We start from the raw sequence: 26,642 nt of genomic DNA, 5'->3' as shown, positions 1-26,642 counted from the left end.
GTTTTAGTAAATGTCTAATGGATTAATAAAAATCTTGAAAGTTGAATTTGAGGGCTTACAAGAGCTAACAAATATATAAGGATTTGATTCATAACCAAAAGAATCATCGATGAAATGCGTTTAAACACCGATTAAATGCATTTTTATTGTTCAAATCCTGTTGAAAACTCCAAATTTTTAGTTTCAATTTCTTCGCATTTTTTAATAGTAATCGTTATTCGTATCTCAAAGAATCGACCACTTTGGTCTGTACTACTTTTAAAATCTGGGACAGTACGGTGAGCGAAAATATCAGAAACATCATTAAAGTGACTAGCGCGAAATACCACCATTTCACCTGAATGGCATAGGCAAAGTTTTGCGTCCATTGATGCGATAGGCAGTAGCCTAAGGTATATCTAATAGGCTTGTAAAACAAAAAAGCATCCCGATTTACCTGTAAAGTTCTACTTCGCTAAAGCTTCGTAGAACAAGGGAAAAAGGAAAGCCTTTCATTGGCAAGTATCCTCTCGATAGTCCCGATAGCTATCGGGATTGAGATTATTGGATAACTTACAACTACTCTAGGATTGCTCCTAGACAACACAACATTTTTATATAATGATCACTCTAAAAGTGATAACTTTTAATCTGGTGGCAAATGTAAATACACTCCCAAACATTTACAAGCTTTATGTCAATTTTTCTCTACCGGAGAACATTTCAACTTAACATATGAGATGGTTCACTAAGGTCTTTGGACGTCTCACTTTAAATTTTTCAATGCGCGCTATTCTTCACTATACCTTTGAATCATAATCATTAAAACGAAGAAAACATGAAAACATCAAAATCAGTAGCGATACTCAGTATTCTAGGACTATTTTTTATTTCTGAAAAGCTCAATGCGCAACGTGTCGTCATCAGAACACCAAGAACCGTGGTAAGAACAACACCAAAAGTGGTTTACACACGTCCTATACCAAGTGTAAGGGTTGTGCGAACCTTACCTACAAGAACCGTTGTGGTACGTTTTGGAGGCTTAAGATATCATTATTACGCTGGCTTGTATTACAGATACTATAACGGCTCTTACATCGTAGTAAATCCACCTGTGGGTATTAGCATCACCTCCTTACCTGAAGGCTATAAACAAGTGGTTGTCGGAACCGATATTTACTACTATTACCTAGGAAATTTTTACGTTAAGGATGGTGAACAGTATAAGGTTGTACAACCCCCATTAAATGCCATTGTTTACGAATTGCCCGATGAAGCGGAAAAGGTGAAAATCGATGGCGAGACCTACTATCAACACAATGCCACGCTCTATAAAAAAGTAAAAACCGTGGGAGGCAAAGCCTATAAAGTGGTTGGTGAAATTGAAGACTAATTATAAACAAATTATAAAAAATGAAAACTATAAAACCTATTTTAATCTTAGTCGCTATAGCCTTAATTGGTATAACGACTGCCAGAGGCCAAGAACGTCCATTAACTGAAGCCCAAAAAGCGCAACTAAAAGAACAGCTCGAAGCCTATTTTGATACCTTGGATTTATCCGAGGTGCAAAAACCAACGTTTGAAGACATCACCAAGCGCTACGCGAAGCAAATGATGGATTTAAAAGACAGTGATAAAGGACGGCTGGCAAAGTACAAAGCGTATAAAGCTATTCTTAAAAATAAGAACGAAGAAATGAATGCCTTACTTTCAAAAGAGCAATATGCCCTATATCTGGAAACCCAAGAAAAAATGCAGCAGAAAATGAAAGAAAGACATAAGAATAAAAACTAGAATTCATAAATTTAAAGGCTTGCCAAGCAAGCCTTTTTCCATCTAAAATGACAACCAACAGACTCATTCTTATCATCGCTACCAGCTTTTCGCTTCTGGTCAACATCCCAAGAATCATTTTCTTATTTGGAAGTGAAGGCCCAGTGATGAATAGTCTTCTAGAAGTCTCTGTAGAAGATACCATTTTTAGGATTGTTATGCTTTTTGGGTTTAGTTATATCGTCCTAAAATTCAATTTACTTTGGTTGCAAAAGTTACGTGTTAAACATCGCGTTTGGGCCTACCTTGGCCTAAATCTATTGATCTTATTGGTATGGGTACTGTCCTTTACGCTGGTCAATGATCTCATCTATAGTTTTAACGACTATTCTATTAACCCACGACTTAATGCTTTCGTTTACTTTTTTGTTATGGTCATGCTTTTAATTATTAGTAGAGCCATTTTGCTTAATAACCAATCCAAACTCGATGTTATTGAAAAAGAACGTCTGAAACAGCAAAGTCTTCAGAACGAATTGGCCGCATTGAGGAATCAGGTCAATCCCCATTTTTTATTCAACTCACTTAACTCCTTGAGTTTATTGGTAAGAGAGGATCAAAAAGCAGCTGGAAAATTTATTAATAAGCTCTCTTTTTTATACCGATACATATTACAAAGCAAAGATCAGGATCTGGTCACGGTGAAAGAAGAACTGAAGTTTTTAGAGAGCTATGTGCATCTCATCAAGGAACGCTATCGCGACAATTTTAATGTAAACATCCATATCAACGACGCATTGCTTCAAAAGAAGCTCCCGACCTTGGCCTTGCAGTTACTCATGGAGAATGCCGTAAAACACAACGAGATTTCAAATGATAAACCGCTTTATGTCGATGTATTTGATGAAGGCGGCTGGTTGGTTATAAAAAATAAATTGCAGAAAAGAACGGGACACATCGAAAGTACCAATACAGGTTTAAGCAACCTAAATACCAGATTTAAATTACAGATGGATAAAAACATTGAGATTTTAAAAGATGACACCCACTTTAGCGTAAAAATACCATTAGTATGAGAGTCCTTATTATAGAAGATGAAAAAGCCGCTGCCGAAAATTTGAAAATTCTCCTATCAGAAGTGGATGCCTCCATTCATGTCGATACGATTATTGATACGGTTTCTGGGGCGGTGGACTATTTTTCGGAAGCTCATGATATCGAGCTGGCCTTTTTTGACATTCATTTGGCAGATGGTATTTCCTTCGAAATCTTCGATACCGTAAAGGTTGATGTTCCCGTCATATTTACGACGGCTTATGATGAATATGCGGTTAAAGCCTTTAAAGTGAATAGTGTGGATTACCTATTAAAGCCGATTGACGAGGATGAGTTAAAGGAAGCTATAGCCAAGTATAAATCTACCAAACAACAGGTCCCAGTCAACGAACAATTTCAGCAGATGCTGCAGATGCTCAACACCGAAAAGAAAAGCTACAAGGCCACTTATTTAGTACAACAGCGCGACACTTTAGTACCGCTAAGTGTCAATGATATTGCTTATTTCACTATTGATACCGGAATCGTTAAAGCCACATCTTTTGATAAAAAAGGCTATATCATTGAGGAAAAGTTAGAAGATATTGAAGCACAGTTGGACCCTGACCAATTCTTTAGGGCCAATAGACAGTTTATTGTTCAGAAAAAAGCAATTGAAAACTTACAACTCTACTTTAATGGAAAGTTGATTTTAAACATTGCCCCGCAACCAGACGAACAAATCGTCGTCAGTAAAGCTAAGGCCCCACAATTAAAAAAATGGATGAATTGAAATATTAAAGCAATGAAAAAACTAACCCTACTCTTAGCCCTCAACTTAGTGCTACTTACTGGACACTCCCAAAGCATAGCCGAACTCTATAAAGAGGTTAACCCATCGGTGGTTACCATACTCACCGAGACTAAGGTCTTGAAAGACAATCTTCAAATGGCAACGGATGAAGGTCTAGGATCTGGAGTCTTAATTTCGGACGAGGGTGAGATTCTCACAGCAGCACACGTGGTCAATGACGCCGAAAAAATCACAGTGCGCTTTTTAAACGGAGAAGAAATATTGGCCAAAGTTATTCGGTCTGCGCCTATGGCAGACTTGGCGCTTATTAAATTATCCTGGATGCCCAAAGCCTATAAGGTGGCTGAACTGGGAGATTCTGACCAAGTGTCTGTTGGTGATCAAATTATCATTGTCGGTGCGCCTTATGGCTTAGAACACTCACTATCCGTAGGCCATATTAGTGGACGGCAAGAGCAAAAAACGAGAACCTCTGGGTTTACGCTAAATGAATTTTTTCAAACGGATGCCTCCATCAATCAAGGCAATTCAGGAGGGCCCATGTTCAATCTCGATGGTGAAGTTATTGGCATCTCTAGCTATATTATCACCGAATCAGGTGGATTTCAAGGTTTAGGCTTTGCAGCGACTATCAATTTGGCAAAAAACATCGTTGTTGATGGCAAACGGCGCTGGACAGGTATTAATGGCTATTTTCTAAATGCAAAAACCGCATGGTTACTGAATGTACCAATTAAAGGGGGCTTACTTGTAGAATCCGTCGTACGCTTTTCTCCGGCCGACTTCGCCGGATTGCGAGGAGGCTTTGAAAAAACGGTTATCGATGGAGAAGATTTAATATTGGGTGGTGATATTATCATAGCGGTTAATGACTATCCGCTTACAAGTGATATCTTTGAACAACTCAATCAGGTGGCATCTGACTCGACGGAAAGTATGCGCGAAGGGTTTCTTAATCAAAACTCCTTTACGCTGAAGGTACTTCGCGGCGGAAAAATCCAAGACATGACGCTCTCATTTAAGGACTAAGATGTTTTAGAATTGATGTTAATCCTAAAATCAAGGAGAATTCCTTGCTATGACCTCATAATTCTAATTCCTCTAGGGGTTATCCTTTCCTGTGATTAAGAACTGTGTTAGCAATGGTAAAGACAACCAGCCTCCCGTTTGGCTATTGGTTATGACCACGTACCCCATATCCAAGGCATCATAGTACACATAATTACCTATAAAACCTGGATTTGTACTTCCGCTATGGCCATACCTCCGGCCGAACTTCGTTTCCTCTATTCTAAAGCCGAGACTCCAGTGCGTGCCGTCGTCTCTTGTTGAGTGGATTTTAAATAATTCGTTATAGGTATCCGCCTTGAGACCTTTTCGATTTCTTAGGGCCAAAGCGAATTGTGCAAAAGCCAAAGCATTTGTAACCATACTGAACGCCATCATGGGAGACTTTATGTCGCGTTTTTCAGACACATCACCACCAAACTTATGGCCGTTGGCCGCCAGTCCTATCTCAAATTCGCTCCCTTTAAAATAAATATCTTCGAGTTCTAAGGGATTTAAGAATTCGTCTTTAATCAGCTCAGACATGGGCTTATCCGTCATAGCTTCCAATACCCTTTTCAAATATTCAAAGGCTTCACCCGAATAACCAAACTTGGTCCCTGGTTCGAATTTTAAATCAAATTTACCTCTTGCCCAGTTAGGAAATCCGGTGCGATGACTTAATACCATACGCGCTGTAATTTTCTTATAGCGATCATCATGGCTAATATCTTCAAAGCTTTGATATTGGTATAAGGGTTGGTCCAAATCAAGAAGCCCTTTTTCATAAATTCGCATAGCGATAAAGGCCAGTACGGTCTTTGTTATAGAACCAGCTTCGAACAACGTTTCAGCATTGACCTCTTCATTGGTAGCGCTGTTTTTCACCCCATAATGATTATGAAAAACAACTTCCCCATTTTTGATAATGGCCAAAGAAGCCCCTGGCACTTCATAATAGGACATATAAGCCTGCACAAAAGCATTGATATCCTTTGCAGCATCGGTGTTAAACTTGTGAAGTATGCCCTGATCCGGAATGCGTTGTGGCTTATTGATTGTCCTTAAGGTTAAAACAATATCAGATTTGGGTTGTCTACTTGAAACCTCAAATTGGTGTTGCGTATTGATCATGTCAATTCGAACGATATCTTCGCCCTGCCAATGGTAACTGCGCAACGGTTCTAACCGGTATTTACCTTTTGTTAATTGTGTTTTAAAGTGTCCTAAACTGTCAACAGTGACATTTTTTACATGGGTATTATCAGCCACGTCTGTAACCTTTAACGTATTTGGGAACCCTGAAATACCCTCTTTATCCCATAATAAAGTGCCGCTAATAGCTAAACTATCTGAGACTTGACTATGACTTATTAAAAAAACAGAACACGTAAGAAGCACCGACAAAAAGACTCTTATCATTCCGCAACTGTTTTAACTTGAAAGGCTTTTGCCTGGTCATCAAGGCCCAAGCCAGATAGGACCTCTTGATCTACTATTTGGTTAATTAAACATTTTTTACCAGCTACGTTTATAGTGATATCACGCTCTATTGTTTGGTTATCGATCTCTAAATAGTCTACTTTACCTAAAAATGAGAAGGATCCTCTACCTGAAATATCATTCCCCTGAAAGTTAACTTCTATACGATCGCCCTGTAAATACAACTTGTGTTCTTTTTGAGAATATGCGATTTTTTCCGCTAAGAAATATCCTGAGGTGTCCAGCGTAAATGCCGATGAAAGAAATAATAAAACTATCAAAGAACTCATCGCGAGATAGTGTTTAAAAGACGAGGTGTTTTGCTTAAATTTTGAAATCATATGAATTCTATTTTTAATTAAGGATAGGGAAAAACCACTGGATAAATTGTAGTTTTTTGTTTTTGGTTTAAAGGTGTAATCAATTAAGATGTGCGTATAAGACTTAGGATCAAATCCACCAGAAATAATCGCCTTATCTACTTCATATTCGTGATTGGATAAGATGAGTAATTTATAGGCATACAATACCGGATTAAACCAGAACACAGCCTTAAGTAATTCTATAAATAAAATATCGTGCGAGTGCTTAAAGTTTTTATGATAAAGCTCATGATTGATTAATTCATCTTTGTTCTTATGATTGGTCCAGTCGACTTTACTCATAAAAATGAAATTCAAAAATGTAAAGGGTTTTATAGTTTCGTCTAACAGATAAATAGCAGTCCCCTTATAATTTACTGACTCAGCATTGTTTTTTTTGTTCAATAAGATTTTAATATTAAAATAGAACCTAAATAGTAATACTAAGACAACGACAAGATAAAGCGCGAGGATCAATAGGTACAATGGTCGTATTCCACTATCAGTTTTGGAGACATCACTGACTAACCCCTCTACATTGGCCCCGTTGACCACCTGATCTAAATTAATAGCCCCAATAGTACTATCAGTGGCAATCTTTATATGTATTAGGGGTATTAAAACAGAAAAGCAAAGACAGAACAGCAACCAAAACCGATTTATTTTATGATTTAAACAGTAGTTGATCAATAAACGACATCCCAGATAACTCAGCAAGGAGACGATAACAAACTCGATGATATACTCAATCATTTGGATTCGATTTTATTTTTTCATCCACCACCTTCTTAAGTTTCTTTAAATCCTCATCCGAAATCTCCAACTCCCTTGTAAAAAAAGACGCAAACTGTTCGATCGAATTATTGAAATAATTTGAAATCAGCCCTTTCACATGCGTGGAAAAATACCGTTCCTTTTTAATCATCGCGTAGTACTTTCTACTATGCCCATTGAGCTTGTATCGTATGTATTTCTTATCGATTAATCGTTTTATTAAGGTATTAATTGTCGTGGTTGCCGGTTTTGGTTCGGGGTACTTATCTTTTAAATCCCCGAAGTAACAGGGACCGATTTCCCATAAATACTTCATTAATTCCTCTTCTGCCACTGTTAATTTTTTCATACTATTTTCATAGATATTGCTCTACAAATATAGAGTAAAAAATTAAACTTGCAAGACCTGTGTGTTTTTAACCATTGATTTTAGCGAAAGTCAAATGAAGACTTTGAGAAAGTGCTGTTTATCATTTTCGCGAAAATGTAATGTTTTTTATACTTCCATTAGATACTGAAAATTCGGTGACTTTTCCTAAGTCGTTTCTTTTGAACCTTATGTTTGAGAAGTTCCGATTATTAGAGCTAAAATAGGCTTCATTGATCTGCAGGATTTTTATATCATCCAATTTTTGATGTGTTAAGCACAGGGTATTATCCTTTTCTACAAGGTCATACTGCGTATTTAATTCTTCATTGTAATAACTTCCCAAATAATCTGAAGTATTTACGGTTTTCTCTCTTACAAGCCACAACCACATCACATCAGGAATTCTAAACTCAAGCACAGGTTCCTGATAATCGTTTTCTATGAAATTCACGGAGATATCATAAGGTGTGCCTTTTATCTTGAAGTTTGTTTTACCTACAGGATACAATTTGATGTCTTCTGGTAAAACACCACCTTTACAATAGAGCGTATCATTTTGGATTTTAACCTCCCAGTATTGCTTTTCTTCACGATCAAAATAGCGCCCTTCAAACGGTTTCATTTCAGCATTTGAAAGATTTACAAAGATATCATCGTCATACTCAAAGGGTTTGTCTGATGGTTGGTCATTGTCATTCTTAGGATATTGGTCTTGTAAAAAATGGTCAATCAGCTTATAGATTTCATCATAAGAACTAATGTAGGACGCATTCGCAAAAAGTATAAACTGATAACCAAGCTCTGGAAACCTTGCAAAATAGCAGCGGTAACCTGCATCCGATCCAGAATGATAAATCATTTTAAACCCCTTGTGATTTCTTACGAATTGCCCTTTTGCATAGCTCGAAACCGATCCGTCATTCTTTTTAGCTTTTTGGTTCATCGCCTTAAAAATAGCTTTGTTGCCTATGGTTCTAGTTCTAAAGTTATTTGCCCATTTGTTCATGTCTTCAATGGTTGTGAATAGACTTGTAGGACCTACAGTTGCAAAATTTAAATTGCTCTTTTTAAGTTTTTGATCGACTCTTTTATAGGAATAGGCCCTGTTGCTCATCATTTCTTCGTGATCATCATAAAAAAAGCTATCCTTCATATCCAAGGGGTCGAATATGAGTTGTTTTGCATAATCAGCAAATGATGTCTTAGTAATTCGTTCTACAATAATCGCCAATAAGGTATATCCAGAATTAGAGTACTTAAAATTATCACCAGGTACAAAATTGAGTGCTTTTTGATTGGTTATGAGTTTGAAAATCTGTTCGGTTTTGATGACGTCATCCAAACGCCAACCGGCCAATTCCAAAAGTCGCCATTGGTCTCTTAGGCCGCTCGAATGGGTTAATAAATGATTGATGGTTATAGTGTTGCCATAATCGGGTAACTCCGGAATATACGTTCTAACATCATCATCGATGGACAATAAACCTTCATCCTGCAGACTCAAAATCATAAAGGCCGTAAATTGTTTGGATAATGAGGCGACATGAAATTTTGTGTGCTCTGTAATTGGAATTCTATATTCCAGATTGGCCATACCAAATCCATTTTGATAAATGACTTTACCGTGCTTAAGAACTGAAACGGCAATACCAGGCGTATCACTATTATTATAGGGTTTAAAGAGCGCATCTGTATCACTACTATCTTGAGCATAAATGAAATTAATTGCCCCTAATAAAAGAACTAGTAATGTGCTCATTTTGCCCCTTACACCCTTTAAAAAGTATGAGCAACTGTTTATAGTGCGCCAGAAAGTTTTAGTCGTATTTGCATTCATAATTTGAGTTTTTTGGTTTAAAATTTGACAATAGTATGCTGTGAATACCTAAGTATTCTTTAAAAATTTTGTTCAGAAAAGTGTTTTAGATTATTGTTTTCTTAGATATACATTGCCTCTTGATGACAAGATACTTATGCTAACACCGCCTTCATTCAATTTACTTTTAATATATCTTGAATCCATACGTTCGCCATCATCCTTATTATAATTTTCTATGGCAACAAGATTAAAGTCTGTGTATAATTCGCCCCTCGGAGCGGATACTTCAATATCGGCATTTGTGTCTGATGGTAACGTAATATCAATGTCTCCATGGGAATTTATTATAGACATAGGAGAACTTTGACTCACCTCATTAAAGATTATTTCTGTATGTCCTCTAGCGTTTTCGACAATGACAGGACCATTTACATTTTTAATTTTAATATCTCCATTATCTACCTTGGCCTCAATTTCGCTAGTAAAGCCAGAAATACTAACATCATTATTTAATAGATTTTCCACATAGACCTTCATCGTTTTTGGTAGATAAACAATGAACGTGTTAGCCGTTCTCGGTTGAAAACTTTCGACCTTGAGTGTGCCATTGTTTTGTTCTACAAATACATTAAAACCCGTATTGTCTTTACCAAAGATGGACTTTAAGCCTTTACCTTTTTTCGCTAGGCGTTTATTGTCTTTACTAGAAATTAAAAAACTAGGATCGTCATGTGTCTTTAAAATCACTGAGGCTCGAGATACGATCTCAACTTTATCAATAGTTGCTAAGGAATGTACATAGTCTTGCGAAAAGCTAGAGGCGATGCAAAATAGGATACTCCATAGCGCAATTATTTTATGTGATTTCATCGGTTTCAAATTAAATTTTGTAATTCTGCTTTTAGCTGATCTTTGATAAAAATAGGTGTGTTTTCATCATCGAGCAATTGTTTCATCTGTGGAATGGCACGCTTTTCCTTTACGTGAGCTAATATTTCTATTAGCTCAATTTGCATACTCGTATTGTTTTCTGTTCTTAGAGCTTCTATATAAGCGTCTTTAACGATCTTATATTCTGAAAATCTTTGAAGCGCTCGCGCAGAAGCGAGACGCACATTTACCATTTTATCGTTGAGCATTTCTCCAATCAGAGCTTTTAAAATAGCATCATCTGGGCCTTTCAATTCTTGAGAAAATTTCACAGCCTGAATACGTTTGCTTGCCGATTCGCTTTCAAATAAGGAAAGCGCAGCGATACGTTTTAATTCTTGTTTTTCATTTTTTAAATGCGCCAATTCTGGAATGTATGCTTTGTTAGAATTATAATTTCCAAACCAATAACTGCTTAACATTAAGGCCAAAATTGCAGCAACTTTATAAATAGTTTGAAAAGCCGGCGGTAGCGTTTTAGTTTGTCTTTTTAAATTCGTATATCCTGGCGTTGATGCTTCCTGACTTAAAGCTGCTTCAAAAGCATCTTTTAACGCTGGGGTTGGGTATTCTACAGCTTCACTATCAATAGTTTCAAAAAGCAATCGATACTGCTGCTCCATTTTTTTACAATTGTCGCAAGTAATAAGATGTTGCTTTACCATTTCTACATCTGATGCACTGAGCGTGCCATCGATATATTCTATAATTTTATATTCTATGTCTTTACAATTACGCATTTTCGCTAGATTTAAAATAATGAAGTCTCAATTGGTGTAGTGCCCTATGAATTCGAGTTTTTATGGCCGACTCACTCATCTTCATTATATCTGCAATCTCTCTGTACTTTAGTCTTTCAAAGCGGCTTAAGACTATCAGTTGCTTATCGACATTGCTCAGTTTATTTAATACACTCTTTAAATGGTCCATATTTTCTTTTTTTTCCTCGTCGCTATGACCTTTGTTATCAAAATTAGCTTCTATGGCATACATATCTAATGGACTTAATTTTACCTTTTTGAAATGGTCATTACACAAGTTTCTTGCTATAGTAAATATCCATGCCGCAAAAGATTTCTTATTGAACGATTTGCGATGCTTAATCACCTTGTAAAAGGTCTCTTGCGTAAGATCTTCGCTAACCGTTTTATTACGTGTTAATTTTAGACAGAAATTATATATTCTGATATTATACCTTTCGAATAAATCGTGCATCCTTTGCAAATCGCCATTATTAATGAGCACCATTAGTTGTTCGTCGGTCAGGTCTTTCAATTTTTATCTTTGGTCTTTATTATAAATACTCTAAAAATTGCAAAAGGTTACACTATGTCATAATGCTACTCAAAATAGAAGGCATAGTTTATGATTGTTTATTTAGCAGTAGGCCTGAAGAAATAGGGTTAATTCTATGGTGAGTTGTCGTTTTCTTCGCTATTAAGATTGGTGTTAATATCTTCAATATTTGCTACTATAGTCTGACTAGTAATTTGACCAGTAAAAGAATAGCATAGTGTCAGAACTATGAGTTTAAATAATTTATTAATCATTTGTTTTTTCTGTTATAGAACAGTAGAATCTACTGTGATGTTTTAAGAACAGTTTTATCAGCCTGATTTCTAGTTCAGATCATCTTACCACTGCTATTAGTCTGCAAACTGTACTCTAATTAATGGGCTGTCAATAAGACTGTATAATGCCTTAATATTCATATGAAAACTTGAAGCTGCCGATTCTGTAAATGTCTTGAGGTCTTCTATTTTTTTGGAATCGTAATAAAGACCATCCATAATAACACCATGAATTTTGCTAGTATTAGAAATATGCTCTAATGGATTATGATTTAGGATTACCAAATCAGCAATCTTCCCTTCTTCTATACTGCCATAATAATGTTCCTTTTTTGCATATTGAGCAGGAACAATAGTCGCACTTTGTAAAGCTTCAATATTGGTAAGTCCACATTTTGTTAAATCAATTAATTCTTCATGCAAACTAAAACCAGCAAATGTGTAAGAGTCTGTGACGTCAGTACCTGCCATAATTGGCACTCCAATGTCGTGAGCTAGCTTAACTTGCGCCTTTGAAGCCTCATAAAAAAGAGCACTCAATCGTGAAAGACCCATTGCTTGATTTCTTCTTGTATTATTCTTCAAATCAAAATCCCACCATAACTTCTTCCTAACGGCTGTAATGTATTTCAAGTTTGCATTTTCCCGAAATGACATACGATGCGCATTTGCCTCAAACTTTAACGTTTGCAATGTTGGTACCCAATAAGCATTTTTAGATCGCATGAGATGCATGAGTTCTGAGGCTAACTCTGGATCATAGTTCACTATGAGCTTTCTTTTATATTTAGAAAAATTCGTTTTCCAATTTTTAGGATGTTTTAAACTGTCAGCTTCAGGAAAGGATTCGAATAAAAATATACGTCCGTGCTCAAAACTACGCTGTCCTAGATTCACAGCCTCCTCTAGACTTAAGAACATAGGCTTGTGTCCTGCAATATGTAGTCCATAGTCTTGCGCTCTTCTGGCTAATCTTCTATAAGAATCAACGGGTATTTGCTGATAAATTTTGATAAAATCTACCTGTTCGTTTTTATAAAATTGCAGCAGGGAATCTACTTGTTCCGGATTTTCGAGCTTAAAAAAGTCAGGAAACCCATTTGGCACACTCGATGCCCCGTCTATTTGATAACTGCTTTGCAATACATATCGCGGCATTACTCTTTTATGAGCATTCAATTCAGCATTCCACAGAAGGCGTTCTTTGCTACCAACCCAATAACTATCCTTGCGATTTAATTGCCCTGACATATCTCTAATACCTGTAACGCCATTAGCAATATAAAGTGGGTGGTGTAACCACGGAGAATGCTGATTTGAATGTGTATGCATATCCCATAAACCTGGGATTAGATATTTACCTGTCCCATCAATTAGTAATGCATCGTCATCATCAACTACAATGTCTAAACTATCTATAGTTTTAATTCTATCCTCTTCAATTAAAACATTTCTGTTCTCCAGAATATTTCCGGTTTTTACATCAATGATACTAATTGACTTTATAAGCACTGTATCGTATTTTTTTGGAACAGAGAGAGTTGAAGTTGGCCAAATTATACCTAGTGTAATTACCAATATTAAAAATGATAAGACCAGCAGAATTACCTTAAGAGATTTAAATAGTTTCCGTTTCATTATAGTTGATTCAATTATGATGACGATTTACATTGATTATTGCGACAGACTTCTATGCCACATTTGAAAAAATCTTGTTTACAATTCTCCAGTCATTCTCAATTTTAGTTAGAGATAGATAATCGTAATAATTGTAGCCTAGCATTGGTAAATGCACCTTTGCCATGGCAACATTTCCAATAACATCTACACCAATGATTTCCATTTTAAAAGGCTCTTTGAGTTCATTAGGACTTTGTCTGTTTTCAACACCTTCCACATACTCTGCTCTACTTTTTTTGTAGGGCTCTCCATTGATATCTCCATAGATAATGGCATTACTTGTAAAGCAATCTTCCAACTTTTCTACATCACCATAAAAGATGCCCTCAAAGTAATTTGTAAGTAACTGTTCGATTTTTTTGATATTCACTTTATACATAATTCTTGATTTTTAAATGTTGTGTCCAACGGTGTGACCTCCCGCCACATTAATAGTTTCTCCAGTAATAAATTCAGATGATGCTAAATAATATGCGGCCTCAGCAATTTCATCTGCTTCTCCTATACGGTTTAATAAATGTAACCCCGCTAAACTGTCTGCATCTTCAATACCCATTTTTCCTTGCAATGGGCTTCTAACAATCCCAGGGGCAATGGTATTTACTTTAATGTTGTTCTTGCCAAATTCTGCTGCCAATTGTCTTGTTAACGAATGAATTGCACCTTTGCTAGCTATAGGTGCCGTTGCCGGAAAACCACCAATAGCATGGTCTACCAATACAGTTCCGATATTAATTATAGAACCGCCTTGCTGTTTCAGCATTTCAGCTATTGCTGCTTGAGATGTAAAATAGGTACCTTTGAGGTTAATATTCCAATAGAACTCTAAGTCGGCTTCCTGTACATCCAAAAATGATTTTGGTGCAAATACCCCAGCATTGTTAACGAGTACATCTACTGAATTGAATGTTTCCTTAGCTAATCGCACTAATTTTTTTCCTGTACTTTGATTGCTAATATCTCCTGCAAAATAAATGGCGTTAGCAGGTGAGCCAAACCGTTTATAGGCTTTCTTTAAATTATCCTCGTTTGAAGAGTTCATTACGACGTTACTCTCTCTGTTAATAAAGTAAGCAGCAATGGCTTTTCCTATGCCTGTTGAGGCTCCTGTAATAATTACGGTTTTGTTTTTCATGATTTAAATTTGTTTGAATTTGAATATTGTTTTGCATCAACTCCCCAATTATCAATAGGGATTTCTTCAATAACCACATGTGTGGTTTTTGGGTTCTTGTTTAATACGTCTACCAACAACTGCGTTGTGCCTTCAATCAGCTGACGTTTTTGTGCTTTGGTTACCTGTTCGTCGGTAACTTTGATGTTTACATAAGGCATTTTTTATACTTTTAAATTAATAGGACAAAGTTCTTGTGGATGCTAAATAATTCTAAGGATGTATGTCACTACTTTGGTGTGATATATGTCACATTAAATATGAAGGAAGAGGCCTCCCTGTATACTTTTTGATTGATTATTGTAGCTAACGGAAATAAAACCTTTTATGAGACCATCGTTAGAAAAGAGCTTTCTTAAACCTAGCTCTAAATAGGACAGCTTTTGTAGTTGTTTATCATGTTCTAAATCAGCATATATCTTATAGTCTGACCCCATTGGAATTACAGAAGAAAAAGCTACTTTTTCTTTAGAAGTAGTAGTTAAAATACTACCTTGGTTGAACTTCCATTTTGCTACGAAAAATAGATGATGTCGTTCTATAAAAGAAGAAAAAGTAAACTGTTTATATCGTACTTTTAAATGTTGCCCAACATTATCATCATGGTTATGTAAACCATAACTTATAATTAAATTTTTACTGAAGTTGTAATTTACTTTTATCCCAGTCCTTCCGCCAATAATAGTCTTTTCGGCGTTGGTTTCTATTTGGCTTTCCCATGTCGTAGGATTTGGTCTTAATTCAGTAGTTGGTGTTGCCATAACACCGAAATGAATGGATGTATTTTCATTAGGCGTAAAAATACCTTCATAGCTTTTAAAAAATTGAGTTTCATTACTTCCAGATTTTTTAAAAACACCAAATGCTCTTATCTGAAATATTCCTGGTATCAATATTGTGCGCACTCTAGTGCCAAATTGAACAGAAGAAATGTTCTCAAGATTGTTGGTATTAACAGAAAGATCGTTATTAGAAAGGAGGCCAGCGTAAAGTCTATCTACAATGACCTCCTCATTGATTGGTATATTTTCAATTTGTGCCGGAAGACCAATAGCACTAAACATCACTATTAGAATAGTTAACTTTCTAGAAAAAGTTATGCTTCTAAAATGTAACATTTATCCAATGCTTAATGCTTTCTTATTGCTGAAAGCATATTTTCCACTACCAGTAAAGAAAATCGCGAGAGCACCAAATAAATAAAATGCCTGTAGTTCAATTGCCCACCCACCAAATTGGTTGAGTGCAAGTATTTCCTCAGCATGTGTTGTGAGAATAGCAATTAGCATTGTTAGGGCAACAAATAGGGAAGCAAGGCGTACCTTATATCCTAAGATTATCAATATGGGTGCAATAATTTCACCAATAAATGCCCCATAGCTCATAAATTCTGGCAAGCCAGATTGAGCCATCATACTTTTAATGAATGAATATCCACTTAAAAAGTTGTCAATTCCGTGAAATATTAGAAGTCCAGCAACTAATACCCTAAGAACTAAAATTCCGAAATCTGTGTTTTTTTCGATTGTTTTCATGTCTTTATAGTTTAAAATTTAGACTACAAAGTTGTGATGAATAGAAAAGGATAAAAAGGACTTAAGTCACTACATTATAGTGATGTATATCACATTTACCATAACACTTTCAGTGACATTAGTAGTAATAGATTTTTAGAGACTACTCAAGATAATCGTATACTTTATATAAATTAAATAACGGCTTGAGAGGAACTCAAACCGTTATTGCTCTTATACTATACCGAAAGCAGTACTTATCTGCTTACTTTATAATTTCCTGGTTCAATTTGAAAAGTTTTCATTAGCCGTGTCCACGTGTTTATCTGGGCAATTGCCAAGGTTAAAATTACGATTTCGTTATTTTTAAAATGATTTTTAATGACTTCATAATCGTTGTCTGAAACTGGCTTTCCGTTCAGTCTTGTGAGAATCTCGGCAAAATGTAAAACGGCTTTTTCTTTGTCAGAAAAATAATTAGTCTCTTCCCAAACTAGTAGTGAGGATAGCCGAAGGTCTGTTTCATCAAGGCTTTTTAGTTCTTTATGATGCATATCAACACAATAAGCGCATCCATTGATTTGGGCAACCCTTAAACGCATTAATTCTAACAATTTCAAATTAATTCCCGAATTGTTGATGACATTTTCTAAATCAAGTAATTTTCCAATTATTTGTTGAGGGATTTCCGTAAATGATATTCGTTCCATTATTATTTCTTTTTAAATTCGGAACAAAATTGGGGTGAATTACATGTTTTTTTGAGGAGAAATATCACTAATTTGTAGTGATGTAAATCACATTGTTGAGGAATAATAATTTGGAAACTAAATTATGGCCCTAGCCTACTTAATGTCTCTCTCGAAACTCCCAAGTAGGAAGCTATTAGCTTTTTAGGTACTCTTTGAAAAAGCAGAGGGTATTGTTCCAGCAGTAAATCATATCGTTCTTTGGCTGAATTTTTTAAAAGTGAGAGTATTCTTCTTTGTAGCGCAATGCGACCAAACTTACTTTTTTTAGCCCAAAAACGCTCCATTTTATGCATTTGAGCGGTGAGCTTATCTCTGTTTTCAAAGGAGATATACAAAAACTCACAATCTTCTAAACAATCAATATATATTTTTGAAGGAATTTGTTTTACAAAAGATTCATAGTCTGTAATCCACCAATGCTCCATAGCAAAACGTAAAATATGCTCTTTGCCGTTTTCATCAAGAAAGTAGCTTTTTACGCATCCTTTGGTTATCCAAAACTCTTTTTTTACGATTTCACCTTCTTGCACTAAATATTGATGTTTTCTTTTTTTTAAAGGTTCAAAATGGCTTAATACAAAATCGAATTCCTCATCAGTAAGACTAATAATTTCTTCGATATGTTGCCTTAATATATGTTTCATCTGTTTAGTAGATAATAAAGGTAATGTGCTCAGTTACATTTTGAATCTTAAATTTATACAATTTATTGTAAACATAATTGTGGGCAAAAGAAGCTATCAGAAATTACTCTAGCAAGCGTCTATGCAAGACTGTTTATACCCCCATCTTACTTTCAGAATATTAGTAAGTTACATGTCACTACCTCATAATCTTTAACGATTTTTGTAATGATTCCTTTAAAAAATACAGTGATTTTGATTTATTTTATTGCGGTAACGATTATTAAAAATGTTAAGACACCCCCCTAATACCAAATTAGTATCCTCTTATTATTATTGACAAATCAACCGTTTAAAGAATTTGAAAGAAGACAGACAATCATCTCAATATCAATTAATTATACGAACATTGTACTGAAATCGTTATAGAATAAAAAAATCACTTAGTTATCATATTGATTTCTAAGTGATTAAGTGTTAATTTTGCGGTCTGGACGGGATTCAAACTAGTTTGAGTTCTGACCATAAAAAAATCCCTTTCACTAGCGTGAAAAGGATTTCTTACTCTGCGGTCTGGACGGGACTCGAACCCGCGACCCCCTGCGTGACAGGCAGATATTCTAACCAACTGAACTACCAGACCGTTGCATTATAGCGAGGGCAAATATACACTGCATTTTTAATTCCGCAAACAAAAAAGAAAAAAATCTTAACACGCTCAAACAAATTTTTGGCGCTCTATCATATAGGTCGTCAAAATATGATTAAAGCCTTGCCTAATGTCGGCCTCTACATATTTTATACGGTATTGACCACATTTTAATCGTAAATTATCGAAATAGTCACGTACGGCATTTTCATAGTTCTCCTTGATCGTATCTGGATACAAATTGATATGCTCTCCTGTTTCAACATCGATAAACCGCTTGGGTCTATTGTCAAAATCAAAGTTCAGTTCCTTGGATTTATCAAATACATGAAACAATATCACCTCATGTTTATTATGCTTTAAATGACGAAGGGCTTCAAACAGTTTCTCATCGCGTTCTGAGGTCTGGAACATATCGCTAAATACAAAGATTAAAGATCGTCGATGGATTTTCTCGGCAATTTGGTGTAAATATGTATAGGTTTCTGTGGTCTTGGAATCGGGTTTGGATACAACCGCGTCACTGAGCTTACTCAACAACATCTGATGATGTCGCTCGCTGCCTTTTTCAGGGGCATAAAAATCATAGTTGTCACTATAAATACTTAGTCCAACCGCATCGCGTTGTTTTTTTAAAATATGCATGAGCGAGGCACAGGCCAAAGCCGAAAAGGCAGATTTATTTAAGTTGTCTATAGAGGTCCCAGCAGATTTGGGATAGTGCATAGAGGCGCTATTGTCCAATATCAAATGACATCTCAAATTCGTTTCCTCATCATAGCGCTTGGTATATAAACGATCCGTTTTGGCAAAGAGCTTCCAATCGATGTGTTTGGTACTCTCTCCTTGATTGTAAATCTTATGTTCGGCAAATTCTGCCGAAAATCCATGAAAAGGGCTTTTGTGCATCCCAGCAATAAAGCCTTCGACCACTTGCCTTGCCAATAACTCTAGGTTTTTAAAACCCCCTGCTTTATTAAGTTCTAATTGTATATCCATAAAGGCCCATCCTAACCTTCCCAGAGGGAAGGAACTTCTACTTATTTTAATTCTCTGTTTCAAAAACGCAAACGTAGCATTCTAAAACTAGAATATTACGCAATTGCCATTGATAAGTGCGTTAGCGATTGCAACGGCATCCTTTTTTGTTTGGTAACTAGGGCTAATGCAAAGCCAAAAGCAAAAAAGATATAGTGGAAAGCGCGACACTCTGAAGCCTAAAGCGAAAGAGGGTAACGCCAAAACTATTACGAGTACAAACTAAAAAAGGTTTGCCGTAATGGCAAACCTTTTATCATTTCTTTTAGAGAGTCTATTATAATAGCGCGTCGATGGCGTCTGCATAAGCATTTTTTGGTGCTACACCAACTTGACGTCCCACAACTTCACCATTTTGGAATACCAATACCGTAGGGATGTTTCTAACACCGTACTTAGCAGCAAATTCTTGATTGGCGTCCACATCAACCTTTCCAACAACGGCCTTACCTTCGTACTCACTGCTTATTTCGTCAATGATAGGTCCTACCATACGACATGGCCCACACCAAGCCGCCCAAAAATCCACCATAACTGGCTTATCACTTTTTAATACCGTTTCTTCAAACGTTGCATCTGTTATTTCTAATGCCATAATATATAAGTTTTATGTATTCTACTTCTGTTTAATATGCAATATTAGTCAAAAAAAATGCCAAACCTTACGAAGGCAGTATTTGATTTGACTATAGATACATTGGCTAAATATATACTTTTTTGAACGTAGCCCTATGGCTCCAAGAGTTGCCATAGTCCCGATAGCTATCGGAATCAGGATCAAAAAGGACACTCAAAATAAATTATGCAACCAAATAGTTGCTTATTAAAAATTTTTAACTATATTAGCAACCGTAAAGTTGCATATAAATCTATTCATCCTCGCTTTCAGCCTTCGTAGCAAGTACTTCGACGAAATAGGCAAAGCTTCGGTGAACCAAAGAAAACGAACATTATGACTAAAACAATCACAAAAGAAAAAGTATTTCACCATGCCATCGATCAGGTTTGGAAAGCGATTACAAAGGCCGAAGAAATTTCAGCTTGGTTTATTCAAGCTGACTTTAAAGCCGAAAAAGGGTACCAATACCTTTTTACTTCAGCCCCTAATGAGAAGGGCTGTACAACCATAAGTGGTACTGTAAAAGAAGCCAATCCCTATAGATTAGTCTATACATGGATTGTTGCTGATACCAAAGTAGAAACGACAGTTTCCTGGACACTAGAATCCATAGAAAATGGCACAAAACTATATTTAGAGCATTCGGGCATTGAAAACTATGCTGGTGAGACCGCCATTGAAATGTTTAATAGCTTTAACGGTGGTTGGGACAATTGCATAAACTTACTAACGGTATATTTAAAAGAAGAAGTGAATGCAGGATAATATCACCAAACTATTTAAAGCGATTGCAGATCCGACAAGGCGTGAGATATTTCACGCCTTGGTCATCGCCACCTCAGCACTTTCCATTACTCAAATTTCCGATCAATTCGATATGAGTCGGCAAGGGGTGACCAAGCATATTAAAATACTCAATGATGCTGGATTAGTCAGCATGACGGAAGAAGGCCGTAACCGTTTTTGTTTTGCGGATCCTAAACCGCTTAAGGCCATTAATAAATGGATGCAATTCTACTCCCAATTCTGGGATGATTCTCTAGATAATCTAGATAACTACTTAAATAAGAATAAAGATGCTTAGCACTAATAATAACCTTTCACACTTGGATTACCGACAGCAAATTAAAGTGACTTCAACCGCTGAGACTGCTTTTAGGGCACTAACCGAAAACATTCATTTATGGTGGTCCAAAACAAGTGCATCCCTTCAAAAACAAGGAGGTCAGTTTACCATTCATTTCGAAAATGGCTATTGGTGGACCTTTAAAATTCTGGAGTTTACTCCACACTCCGAACTCATATGGAAATGTATAGACGGTGAACCTGAGTTTAACAAAGAATGGATTGGTCATGTCCTACACTGGTCGATTACTCAAGATGGCGACCAAACCCTAATCGATTTTCATCAAGTTGGTTTGACTCCGGAATTACAATGCTATGAAGTTTGCTCCAAGACTTGGGATAAGTTCATTGTAGAGCACTTAAAAACCCACCTTGAAATAACTTAAAACCAGCCGTCTTAATTCAACTTATACATCACGTCCATTTCTCCTAACTCGTATAATAATTCTTGAGAAATTTTGACTTTTTGTTTTCGGCTTGGCATGTTCAGCTTTAACTTATCTTCATTGTCGTACACCACAAAATTCAGGGCATGGTTACCCTGGTGCAATCGAAACATATCCTGTAATTCAACAATCTTATCCTGTGCCAAATCCTCAATATTTAATTGAATGGACAGTTTTTTTGCATAGGTATCCATCACATCGTGTAGCAATTGAAAATTATTGAACTGAATACGCGGTTCTCCTTTTTGCCCCGTATCACGATTCACCCAGCCCTCTTTGACAAAGGCCCGCACATACACAAAAGAATTCTGTACCAAGAAATGCCTAAATTTTAGATAGTCCTCACCGAAGACTCTAAACTCATAACTATCGGTATAATCTTCTATGGTAAATGCAGCCCAGCCTTTCCCTTGTTTACTGACGCGATGTTGTATATCCGTTACCACACCTCCAAAGGTGACTTCCCTATTGACTATAGTTTGCAAATCATTAAATACCGAAACCGTACCGTTGCAAAAGGTTTTCATTTCAATCTTAAAATCATCGAGTGGATGGCCCGAAATATAAATCCCGACCACTTCTCTTTCCCTCGACAATTTTTCCATGGTACCCCACTCCTCGCATGGTGGTACTTGGGGCTCTGGAATCTGGACTTCGCTAGTATTGCCGAATAAACTCACCTGAGCCGAATTTTCATTATCTTGATATTTAGAACCATAACGCATGGCTTTCTCCAAAAACGTAACATTATCCCCGTCGTGCGAAAAATACTGTGCGCGATGGGTCTCTTTAAAACAATCAAAACCTCCGGCATTAGCCAAACCTTCGAAGGATTTTTTGTTAGCAGCCCTTAGGTCCACGCGCTTTGCCAAATCGAAAATGGACTTATAATGCCCATCTTCCTTCCTGTTTTCAACAATGGTCTTAACAGCACCATGGCCTACACCTTTAATAGCTCCCATTCCAAAGCGTACAGCATTGTCTTTATTTACGGAAAACTTATAGTAACTCTCATTGACATCCGGTCCTAAAACGGATAAACGCATACGCTTGCACTCTTCCATAAAGAAAGTGACCTGTTTTATATCACTCATATTGTTAGACAATACGGCTGCCATATATTCTGCAGGGTAGTGCGCTTTTAAATAGGCAGTCTGATATGCAATCCAGGCATAACAGGTGGAATGCGATTTGTTAAACGCATAACTCGCAAAGGCCTCCCAATCTTTCCATATCTTTTCTAATTTATCCTTATCCATCCCCTTGGCTGCTGCCTGATCGATGAATTTAGGCTTCATCTTATCCAAAACCGCTTTCTGCTTTTTACCCATCGCCTTACGGAGTACATCCGCTTCACCCTTGGTGAAATCTGCTAGCTTTTGGGACAGCAACATCACCTGCTCTTGATATACGGTAATCCCATAGGTTTCCTTGAGGTATTCCTCCATCTCGGGTAAATCGTAGAGGATCTCTTCCTTACCGTGCTTACGATTAATGAAACTTGGAATATATTCCATAGGCCCTGGACGATAAAGTGCGTTCATAGCGATTAAATCATCAAAAACCGTAGGCTTTAAATGTTTCATATGTTTTTGCATCCCCGGAGATTCGTACTGAAAAATCCCGACGGTCTCACCTCTCTGGAAAAGCTCATAGGTTTTTTCGTCATCTAAGGGAAAGTTTTCCGGATCGAGTTGAATGCCATGCTTAGCTTTTACAATTTTTACGGTATCCTTTATTAAAGTCAAGGTCTTTAAGCCTAAGAAATCCATTTTTAACAAGCCTGCACTTTCTACAACAGAGTTATCAAATTGGGTGACATATAAATCGGAATCCTTAGCCGTAGCAACAGGCACATAATTCGTAATATCACCAGGTGTAATGATAACCCCACAGGCATGAATCCCTGTATTACGCACCGAACCTTCTAAGACCCTAGCCTGGTTTACCGTTTCTGCCTGTAAATCCTCACCTTCTGAAATATTGAGTAACTGGTTGACTTTTTCCAGTTCTTCCTGTCTAAATTTTTGGGCGAGCTCCTTTTCACTCTTGCCAAAAATTTTCCCAAGTTTGGACATATTCGGAATCAACTTGGCAATATGGTCAGCTTCGTTAAGCGGTAGGTCTAAAACGCGAGCCGTATCCCTAATGGAGGACTTGGCCGCCATTGTACCATAGGTAATAATCTGTGCCACTTGATTCGCGCCATATTTATCAATCACATACTGCATAACCCGTCCACGTCCTTCATCATCAAAATCGATATCGATATCCGGCATACTCACACGGTCTGGATTCAGAAAACGCTCAAATAGCAAATCGTATTTTATAGGATCTATATTGGTAATCCAAAGGCAATAGGCAACTACAGAACCTGCAGCCGAGCCACGACCTGGCCCTACAGACACATCCATATTTCGCGCTTCGCGAATAAAATCTTCGACAATTAAAAAATAACCCGGATATCCTGTATTTTCAATAACACTCAGCTCAAAATCGAGGCGTTCTTTTATTTCTGCAGTAATCTCTCCATAACGCTTTTTGGCACCTTCGTAGGTTAAATGCCTCAGATAGGCATTTTCGCCACGCTTTCCCCCATCATCTTCATCGCGTTCGTCTTTAAATTCGTTAGGGATATCAAAGGCTGGCAATAATACATCACGGGCCAATTCAAAAGGTTCAATTTTATCAACAACCTCTTGCGTATTAATAATGGCTTCCGGAACATCCCTAAATAAGGCCTTCATCTCTTCCGAGGACTTAAAATAGTATTCTTGGTTGGGTAAGCCATAACGATAACCTCGACCACGGCCTATGGGTGTGGCTTGCTTTTCACCATCTTTAACACAGAGTAGAATATCATGGGCATTGGCATTGTCTTGCTCTACATAATAGGTATTATTGGTGGCGACCAATTTTACATCGTGTTTCCTTGCAAACTGTATTAGGACTTGATTGACACGATTTTCATCCTCCTGATTATGACGCATTAACTCAATATACAAGTCCTCACCAAAGGTAGCTTTCCACCACAGCAAGGCTTCTTCAGCTTGGTTTTCCCCGACATTCAGAACCTTACTTGGGACTTCGCCATAGAGATTTCCAGTTAAACAAATAAGGTCTTCCTTATAGCGCTCAATGAGAGCTTTATCAATTCGCGGCACGTAGTAAAAACCTTCAGTAAATGCAACCGAAGACAGCTTGGCCAAATGGTGATAGCCCTTTTTGTTCTTTGCCAAGAGTACAATTTGATAGCCATTATCCTTTCGGGTTCTATCCTGATGGTTTTCGCAAACAAAAAACTCACAACCAATAATGGGTTTAATGACTTGACCTTTCTTCTCTTCTCCATTGGCTTCGGCTTCCGCATGTTGCGCCTTGACCGACTTATTATGGTTAGAAACAGCCTGTACAAAATGAAAGGCTCCCATCATATTCCCGTGATCCGTCAAGGCCACTGCCGGCATATCTTCTTTCACTGCCGCTGTAACCAAATCACTAATACTGATTGTCGATTGTAGTATCGAAAATTGGGAATGATTATGAAGATGCACAAAATCTACATCTGCCAATTTCGATGCTGCGGCCTTATTTATTTCGGTGGCAACGGGTTCCGTAGATTGCTCTTTTCGAAGTCGTTCATTAATCTTGGCGCTTTCGCGCTTTAGATTGATATGTTTAAGCCCTATGAGTTGAATTTCGTTGGGATGTTCTTCAGAAAACCTCTCGAAATAATCGGGCTGTACATCAAGTTCTTCTTTAGTGTACTCTTTTCTTCGGATTAATTCCAAAAAGCAACGTGTCGTCGCTTCAACATCCGCTGTAGCATTATGCGCTTCAGCAAAGGGTTGATCGAACAAAAACTCGTGTAATTCCGTTAATGTGGGCAACTTGAATTTGCCTCCACGTCCACCCGGTATTTTACACAAGGTTGCTGTATGCTCTGTACAGGTATCCAAAACTGGTAATTCTTGGAGCGGATTGGCAATTGCCTCACGCACAAACTCAGCGCCCATGATGTTTAAATCGAACTTTACGTTTTGACCAACCACAAATTTGGTCTTGGATAAAGCCTTGTTGAACTTATCTAAAACCGTTGCCAAAGGCACACCCTGCTCTTGTGCCAATTCGGTCGAAATACCATGAACCTTTTCGGCATCATAGGGAATATTAAACCCTTCTGGCTGTATTAAATAGTCTTGATGTTCAATACAATTCCCCATAGCGTCGTGTAACTGCCATGCGATTTGAATAGCTCTAGGCCAGTTCTCTGTATCTGTAATAGGGGCATCCCAACGCTTTGGCAAACCCGTGGTTTCAGTATCAAATATTAAATACATAAAGTGTTTTTGATGTAAAAAATCGGAACTTTAAAAATAAGAAATCTCAGTACTTTAATAAACTAAAGTTATAAACAGTTGTAAACAAAAAAGCACTGTTTTAATACAGTGCCGATAGTATTCTAATTGAAGATTGTACTAATTTGTAGTAATGACCTCTAAACCGCCATCAAGAGGAATACGATTAAAGACACCGCCAATAAAATTGACCGATCGAAGTCCATCTGCTGAAAACGCTGTAAAATTAAATTCCCCACTAATAACAATAGGGTTGGCGCCGGTATCAACTTCCTGAACATTGATGGTTCCTTCTACTGGATATATCGTAACACTTGGATCAGGGATGTTGTTTGTGGAATAAACCGTCCCATCAAAATCCCTAAATATAGCAACGGCACTACTACCATTTCCCAAACTATAAACTCCTGGCCCATCAGTAGGTGTAACCAACTGCAACACCTCAGGTCCAGACCCTCCTTCTATAAGGAATCCACCAAAATCGATATCTGCCGCAAAATAGTCTGCTCTCCAAGTGACACCTTCGCGATTGGCCTGCATCGCTGGCGTATTAAATCGAACTTCGTCACCACAGCCCAACAGTGTTAAAATAATAAAGGAAAAGAGGATTAGTTTTTTCATTGCATCTATACTAATTGATCTTCGTTTCTATTATAACGAAACAAGATTTCCAAAAGTATAATATTTTTTGATACTAGGCTCAAA

At 37.1% G+C, this 26,642-nt stretch carries 28 protein-coding genes and 1 tRNA gene; 8 read left to right on the top strand and 21 right to left on the bottom strand.

Translation table 11 applies throughout. From position 1 onward, the window contains the following. Positions 1-214: 214 nt before the first annotated feature. Complete coding sequence (locus ACO052_RS05895) at positions 215-418, bottom strand: hypothetical protein (protein ID WP_422107074.1); 204 nt, start codon at positions 416-418, stop codon at positions 215-217. A 399-nt stretch (positions 419-817) separates the two neighbouring features. Between ACO052_RS05895 and ACO052_RS05890 the strand changes: the two genes are divergently transcribed. The 5 genes from ACO052_RS05890 to ACO052_RS05870 are packed head-to-tail and all read left to right on the top strand — an operon-like array spanning position 818 to position 4,633. Further along, positions 818-1,372, top strand: a complete 555-nt coding sequence (locus tag ACO052_RS05890; protein ID WP_422107073.1) for a DUF6515 family protein — start codon at positions 818-820, stop codon at positions 1,370-1,372. A gap of 20 nt (positions 1,373-1,392) precedes the next feature. Continuing rightward, positions 1,393-1,776, top strand: coding sequence for a hypothetical protein (locus tag ACO052_RS05885; RefSeq protein ID WP_422107072.1), 384 nt, complete (start codon positions 1,393-1,395; stop codon positions 1,774-1,776). 47 nt (positions 1,777-1,823) lie between these two features. Next, on the top strand, positions 1,824-2,831 hold the full coding sequence (locus ACO052_RS05880; RefSeq protein WP_422107071.1) for a sensor histidine kinase: 1,008 nt from the start codon (positions 1,824-1,826) through the stop codon (positions 2,829-2,831). Beyond that, complete coding sequence (locus ACO052_RS05875; protein WP_422107070.1) at positions 2,828-3,583, top strand: LytR/AlgR family response regulator transcription factor; 756 nt, start codon at positions 2,828-2,830, stop codon at positions 3,581-3,583. Before ACO052_RS05880 ends, ACO052_RS05875 begins: the two co-directional genes overlap by 4 nt. A 12-nt stretch (positions 3,584-3,595) precedes the next feature. Further along, complete coding sequence (locus ACO052_RS05870) at positions 3,596-4,633, top strand: S1C family serine protease (RefSeq protein ID WP_422107069.1); 1,038 nt, start codon at positions 3,596-3,598, stop codon at positions 4,631-4,633. Between the two features lie 72 nt (positions 4,634-4,705). Here the strand turns inward: ACO052_RS05870 and ACO052_RS05865 are convergent, their stop codons facing one another. The 18 genes from ACO052_RS05865 to trxA all read right to left on the bottom strand — a co-directional run bounded on the left by ACO052_RS05865 (position 4,706) and on the right by trxA (position 19,984). Further along, entirely contained in the window at positions 4,706-6,073 is a 1,368-nt protein-coding gene (locus ACO052_RS05865) for a serine hydrolase domain-containing protein (protein ID WP_422107068.1), read from the bottom strand. Beyond that, entirely contained in the window at positions 6,070-7,248 is a 1,179-nt protein-coding gene (locus tag ACO052_RS05860) for a hypothetical protein (RefSeq protein ID WP_422107067.1), read from the bottom strand. The genes ACO052_RS05865 and ACO052_RS05860 overlap by 4 nt, the downstream gene beginning before the upstream one ends. Then, positions 7,241-7,618, bottom strand: a complete 378-nt coding sequence (locus ACO052_RS05855) for a BlaI/MecI/CopY family transcriptional regulator (protein ID WP_422107066.1) — start codon at positions 7,616-7,618, stop codon at positions 7,241-7,243. Before ACO052_RS05855 ends, ACO052_RS05860 begins: the two co-directional genes overlap by 8 nt. A 121-nt stretch (positions 7,619-7,739) precedes the next feature. Next, on the bottom strand, positions 7,740-9,398 hold the full coding sequence (locus ACO052_RS05850; RefSeq protein ID WP_422107065.1) for a serine hydrolase domain-containing protein: 1,659 nt from the start codon (positions 9,396-9,398) through the stop codon (positions 7,740-7,742). Between the two features lie 168 nt (positions 9,399-9,566). Then, positions 9,567-10,328: a DUF4097 family beta strand repeat-containing protein gene (locus ACO052_RS05845; protein ID WP_422107064.1), complete on the bottom strand. Its 762-nt coding sequence runs from the start codon at positions 10,326-10,328 to the stop codon at positions 9,567-9,569. Between the two features lie 5 nt (positions 10,329-10,333). Beyond that, a complete protein-coding gene (locus ACO052_RS05840) occupies positions 10,334-11,128 on the bottom strand; it encodes a zf-HC2 domain-containing protein (protein ID WP_422107063.1) in 795 nt (264 codons plus the stop codon). Further along, entirely contained in the window at positions 11,121-11,663 is a 543-nt protein-coding gene (locus ACO052_RS05835; RefSeq protein ID WP_422107062.1) for an RNA polymerase sigma factor, read from the bottom strand. Before ACO052_RS05835 ends, ACO052_RS05840 begins: the two co-directional genes overlap by 8 nt. Positions 11,664-12,034: 371 nt before the next feature. Continuing rightward, positions 12,035-13,471 carry an amidohydrolase family protein gene (locus ACO052_RS05830; protein ID WP_422107061.1) on the bottom strand — a complete coding sequence of 479 codons (1,437 nt, stop codon included), beginning with the start codon at positions 13,469-13,471 and terminating at the stop codon, positions 12,035-12,037. Positions 13,472-13,649: 178 nt separating this feature from the next. Beyond that, the gene (locus ACO052_RS05825) at positions 13,650-14,018 is read right to left on the bottom strand and encodes a nuclear transport factor 2 family protein (RefSeq protein WP_422107060.1); all 369 of its coding nucleotides are present in this window, start codon (positions 14,016-14,018) and stop codon (positions 13,650-13,652) included. Positions 14,019-14,030: 12 nt separating this feature from the next. Then, a complete protein-coding gene (locus ACO052_RS05820; protein ID WP_422107059.1) occupies positions 14,031-14,774 on the bottom strand; it encodes an SDR family NAD(P)-dependent oxidoreductase in 744 nt (247 codons plus the stop codon). Beyond that, entirely contained in the window at positions 14,771-14,974 is a 204-nt protein-coding gene (locus ACO052_RS05815) for a tautomerase family protein (RefSeq protein ID WP_422107058.1), read from the bottom strand. Before ACO052_RS05815 ends, ACO052_RS05820 begins: the two co-directional genes overlap by 4 nt. Before the next feature lie 93 nt (positions 14,975-15,067). Next, positions 15,068-15,931 (bottom strand): hypothetical protein, encoded by an 864-nt coding sequence (locus ACO052_RS05810; protein WP_422107057.1) that lies wholly within the window; start codon positions 15,929-15,931, stop codon positions 15,068-15,070. After that, positions 15,932-16,348: a DoxX family protein gene (locus ACO052_RS05805; RefSeq protein WP_422107056.1), complete on the bottom strand. Its 417-nt coding sequence runs from the start codon at positions 16,346-16,348 to the stop codon at positions 15,932-15,934. Between the two features lie 236 nt (positions 16,349-16,584). After that, on the bottom strand, positions 16,585-17,037 hold the full coding sequence (locus tag ACO052_RS05800; protein ID WP_422107055.1) for a carboxymuconolactone decarboxylase family protein: 453 nt from the start codon (positions 17,035-17,037) through the stop codon (positions 16,585-16,587). Between the two features lie 122 nt (positions 17,038-17,159). Continuing rightward, a complete protein-coding gene (locus tag ACO052_RS05795; RefSeq protein WP_422107054.1) occupies positions 17,160-17,723 on the bottom strand; it encodes a Crp/Fnr family transcriptional regulator in 564 nt (187 codons plus the stop codon). A 548-nt stretch (positions 17,724-18,271) separates the two neighbouring features. Then, a tRNA-Asp gene (locus tag ACO052_RS05790) sits at positions 18,272-18,345 on the bottom strand. Between the two features lie 75 nt (positions 18,346-18,420). Continuing rightward, positions 18,421-19,350 carry a DUF58 domain-containing protein gene (locus tag ACO052_RS05785; RefSeq protein WP_422107053.1) on the bottom strand — a complete coding sequence of 310 codons (930 nt, stop codon included), beginning with the start codon at positions 19,348-19,350 and terminating at the stop codon, positions 18,421-18,423. Positions 19,351-19,666: 316 nt separating this feature from the next. Next, the gene (gene trxA, locus ACO052_RS05780; protein ID WP_422107052.1) at positions 19,667-19,984 is read right to left on the bottom strand and encodes a thioredoxin; all 318 of its coding nucleotides are present in this window, start codon (positions 19,982-19,984) and stop codon (positions 19,667-19,669) included. A 357-nt stretch (positions 19,985-20,341) separates the two neighbouring features. On the opposite strand from trxA, the gene ACO052_RS05775 reads away from it, so the two are divergent. The 3 genes from ACO052_RS05775 to ACO052_RS05765 are packed head-to-tail and all read left to right on the top strand — an operon-like array spanning position 20,342 to position 21,519. Beyond that, positions 20,342-20,773, top strand: coding sequence for an SRPBCC family protein (locus ACO052_RS05775; protein ID WP_422107051.1), 432 nt, complete (start codon positions 20,342-20,344; stop codon positions 20,771-20,773). Further along, positions 20,763-21,092 (top strand): ArsR/SmtB family transcription factor, encoded by a 330-nt coding sequence (locus ACO052_RS05770; protein ID WP_422107050.1) that lies wholly within the window; start codon positions 20,763-20,765, stop codon positions 21,090-21,092. Before ACO052_RS05775 ends, ACO052_RS05770 begins: the two co-directional genes overlap by 11 nt. Next, positions 21,085-21,519 (top strand): hypothetical protein, encoded by a 435-nt coding sequence (locus ACO052_RS05765; RefSeq protein WP_422107049.1) that lies wholly within the window; start codon positions 21,085-21,087, stop codon positions 21,517-21,519. Before ACO052_RS05770 ends, ACO052_RS05765 begins: the two co-directional genes overlap by 8 nt. An 11-nt stretch (positions 21,520-21,530) precedes the next feature. Here the strand turns inward: ACO052_RS05765 and dnaE are convergent, their stop codons facing one another. Together dnaE and ACO052_RS05755 are read right to left on the bottom strand one after the other, a co-directional pair. Beyond that, positions 21,531-25,919 (bottom strand): DNA polymerase III subunit alpha, encoded by a 4,389-nt coding sequence (gene dnaE, locus ACO052_RS05760; RefSeq protein WP_422107048.1) that lies wholly within the window; start codon positions 25,917-25,919, stop codon positions 21,531-21,533. Between the two features lie 138 nt (positions 25,920-26,057). Further along, a complete protein-coding gene (locus ACO052_RS05755; RefSeq protein ID WP_422107047.1) occupies positions 26,058-26,558 on the bottom strand; it encodes a DUF6252 family protein in 501 nt (166 codons plus the stop codon). Between the last annotated feature and the right edge of the window lie 84 nt (positions 26,559-26,642).

Source organism: Winogradskyella sp. (assembly GCF_965228925.1).
GTDB lineage: Bacteria > Bacteroidota > Bacteroidia > Flavobacteriales > Flavobacteriaceae > Winogradskyella.
This window is presented reverse-complemented; position numbering and strand designations above follow the sequence as displayed.

Coding starts and splice junctions, on each gene's coding strand:
- ACO052_RS05800 (WP_422107055.1), bottom strand. CDS start 17,037: ATGGAACGAATATCATTTACGGAAATCCCTCAACAAATAATTGGAAAA.
- ACO052_RS05765 (WP_422107049.1), top strand. CDS start 21,085: ATGCTTAGCACTAATAATAACCTTTCACACTTGGATTACCGACAGCAA.
- ACO052_RS05840 (WP_422107063.1), bottom strand. CDS start 11,128: ATGCGTAATTGTAAAGACATAGAATATAAAATTATAGAATATATCGAT.
- dnaE (WP_422107048.1), bottom strand. CDS start 25,919: ATGTATTTAATATTTGATACTGAAACCACGGGTTTGCCAAAGCGTTGG.
- ACO052_RS05770 (WP_422107050.1), top strand. CDS start 20,763: ATGCAGGATAATATCACCAAACTATTTAAAGCGATTGCAGATCCGACA.
- ACO052_RS05870 (WP_422107069.1), top strand. CDS start 3,596: ATGAAAAAACTAACCCTACTCTTAGCCCTCAACTTAGTGCTACTTACT.
- ACO052_RS05850 (WP_422107065.1), bottom strand. CDS start 9,398: ATGAGCACATTACTAGTTCTTTTATTAGGGGCAATTAATTTCATTTAT.
- ACO052_RS05820 (WP_422107059.1), bottom strand. CDS start 14,774: ATGAAAAACAAAACCGTAATTATTACAGGAGCCTCAACAGGCATAGGA.
- trxA (WP_422107052.1), bottom strand. CDS start 19,984: ATGGCATTAGAAATAACAGATGCAACGTTTGAAGAAACGGTATTAAAA.
- ACO052_RS05875 (WP_422107070.1), top strand. CDS start 2,828: ATGAGAGTCCTTATTATAGAAGATGAAAAAGCCGCTGCCGAAAATTTG.
- ACO052_RS05810 (WP_422107057.1), bottom strand. CDS start 15,931: ATGTTACATTTTAGAAGCATAACTTTTTCTAGAAAGTTAACTATTCTA.
- ACO052_RS05890 (WP_422107073.1), top strand. CDS start 818: ATGAAAACATCAAAATCAGTAGCGATACTCAGTATTCTAGGACTATTT.
- ACO052_RS05825 (WP_422107060.1), bottom strand. CDS start 14,018: ATGTATAAAGTGAATATCAAAAAAATCGAACAGTTACTTACAAATTAC.
- ACO052_RS05860 (WP_422107067.1), bottom strand. CDS start 7,248: ATGATTGAGTATATCATCGAGTTTGTTATCGTCTCCTTGCTGAGTTAT.
- ACO052_RS05795 (WP_422107054.1), bottom strand. CDS start 17,723: ATGAAACATATATTAAGGCAACATATCGAAGAAATTATTAGTCTTACT.
- ACO052_RS05805 (WP_422107056.1), bottom strand. CDS start 16,348: ATGAAAACAATCGAAAAAAACACAGATTTCGGAATTTTAGTTCTTAGG.
- ACO052_RS05785 (WP_422107053.1), bottom strand. CDS start 19,350: ATGGATATACAATTAGAACTTAATAAAGCAGGGGGTTTTAAAAACCTA.
- ACO052_RS05845 (WP_422107064.1), bottom strand. CDS start 10,328: ATGAAATCACATAAAATAATTGCGCTATGGAGTATCCTATTTTGCATC.
- ACO052_RS05775 (WP_422107051.1), top strand. CDS start 20,342: ATGACTAAAACAATCACAAAAGAAAAAGTATTTCACCATGCCATCGAT.
- ACO052_RS05885 (WP_422107072.1), top strand. CDS start 1,393: ATGAAAACTATAAAACCTATTTTAATCTTAGTCGCTATAGCCTTAATT.
- ACO052_RS05815 (WP_422107058.1), bottom strand. CDS start 14,974: ATGCCTTATGTAAACATCAAAGTTACCGACGAACAGGTAACCAAAGCA.
- ACO052_RS05865 (WP_422107068.1), bottom strand. CDS start 6,073: ATGATAAGAGTCTTTTTGTCGGTGCTTCTTACGTGTTCTGTTTTTTTA.
- ACO052_RS05755 (WP_422107047.1), bottom strand. CDS start 26,558: ATGAAAAAACTAATCCTCTTTTCCTTTATTATTTTAACACTGTTGGGC.
- ACO052_RS05880 (WP_422107071.1), top strand. CDS start 1,824: ATGACAACCAACAGACTCATTCTTATCATCGCTACCAGCTTTTCGCTT.
- ACO052_RS05855 (WP_422107066.1), bottom strand. CDS start 7,618: ATGAAAAAATTAACAGTGGCAGAAGAGGAATTAATGAAGTATTTATGG.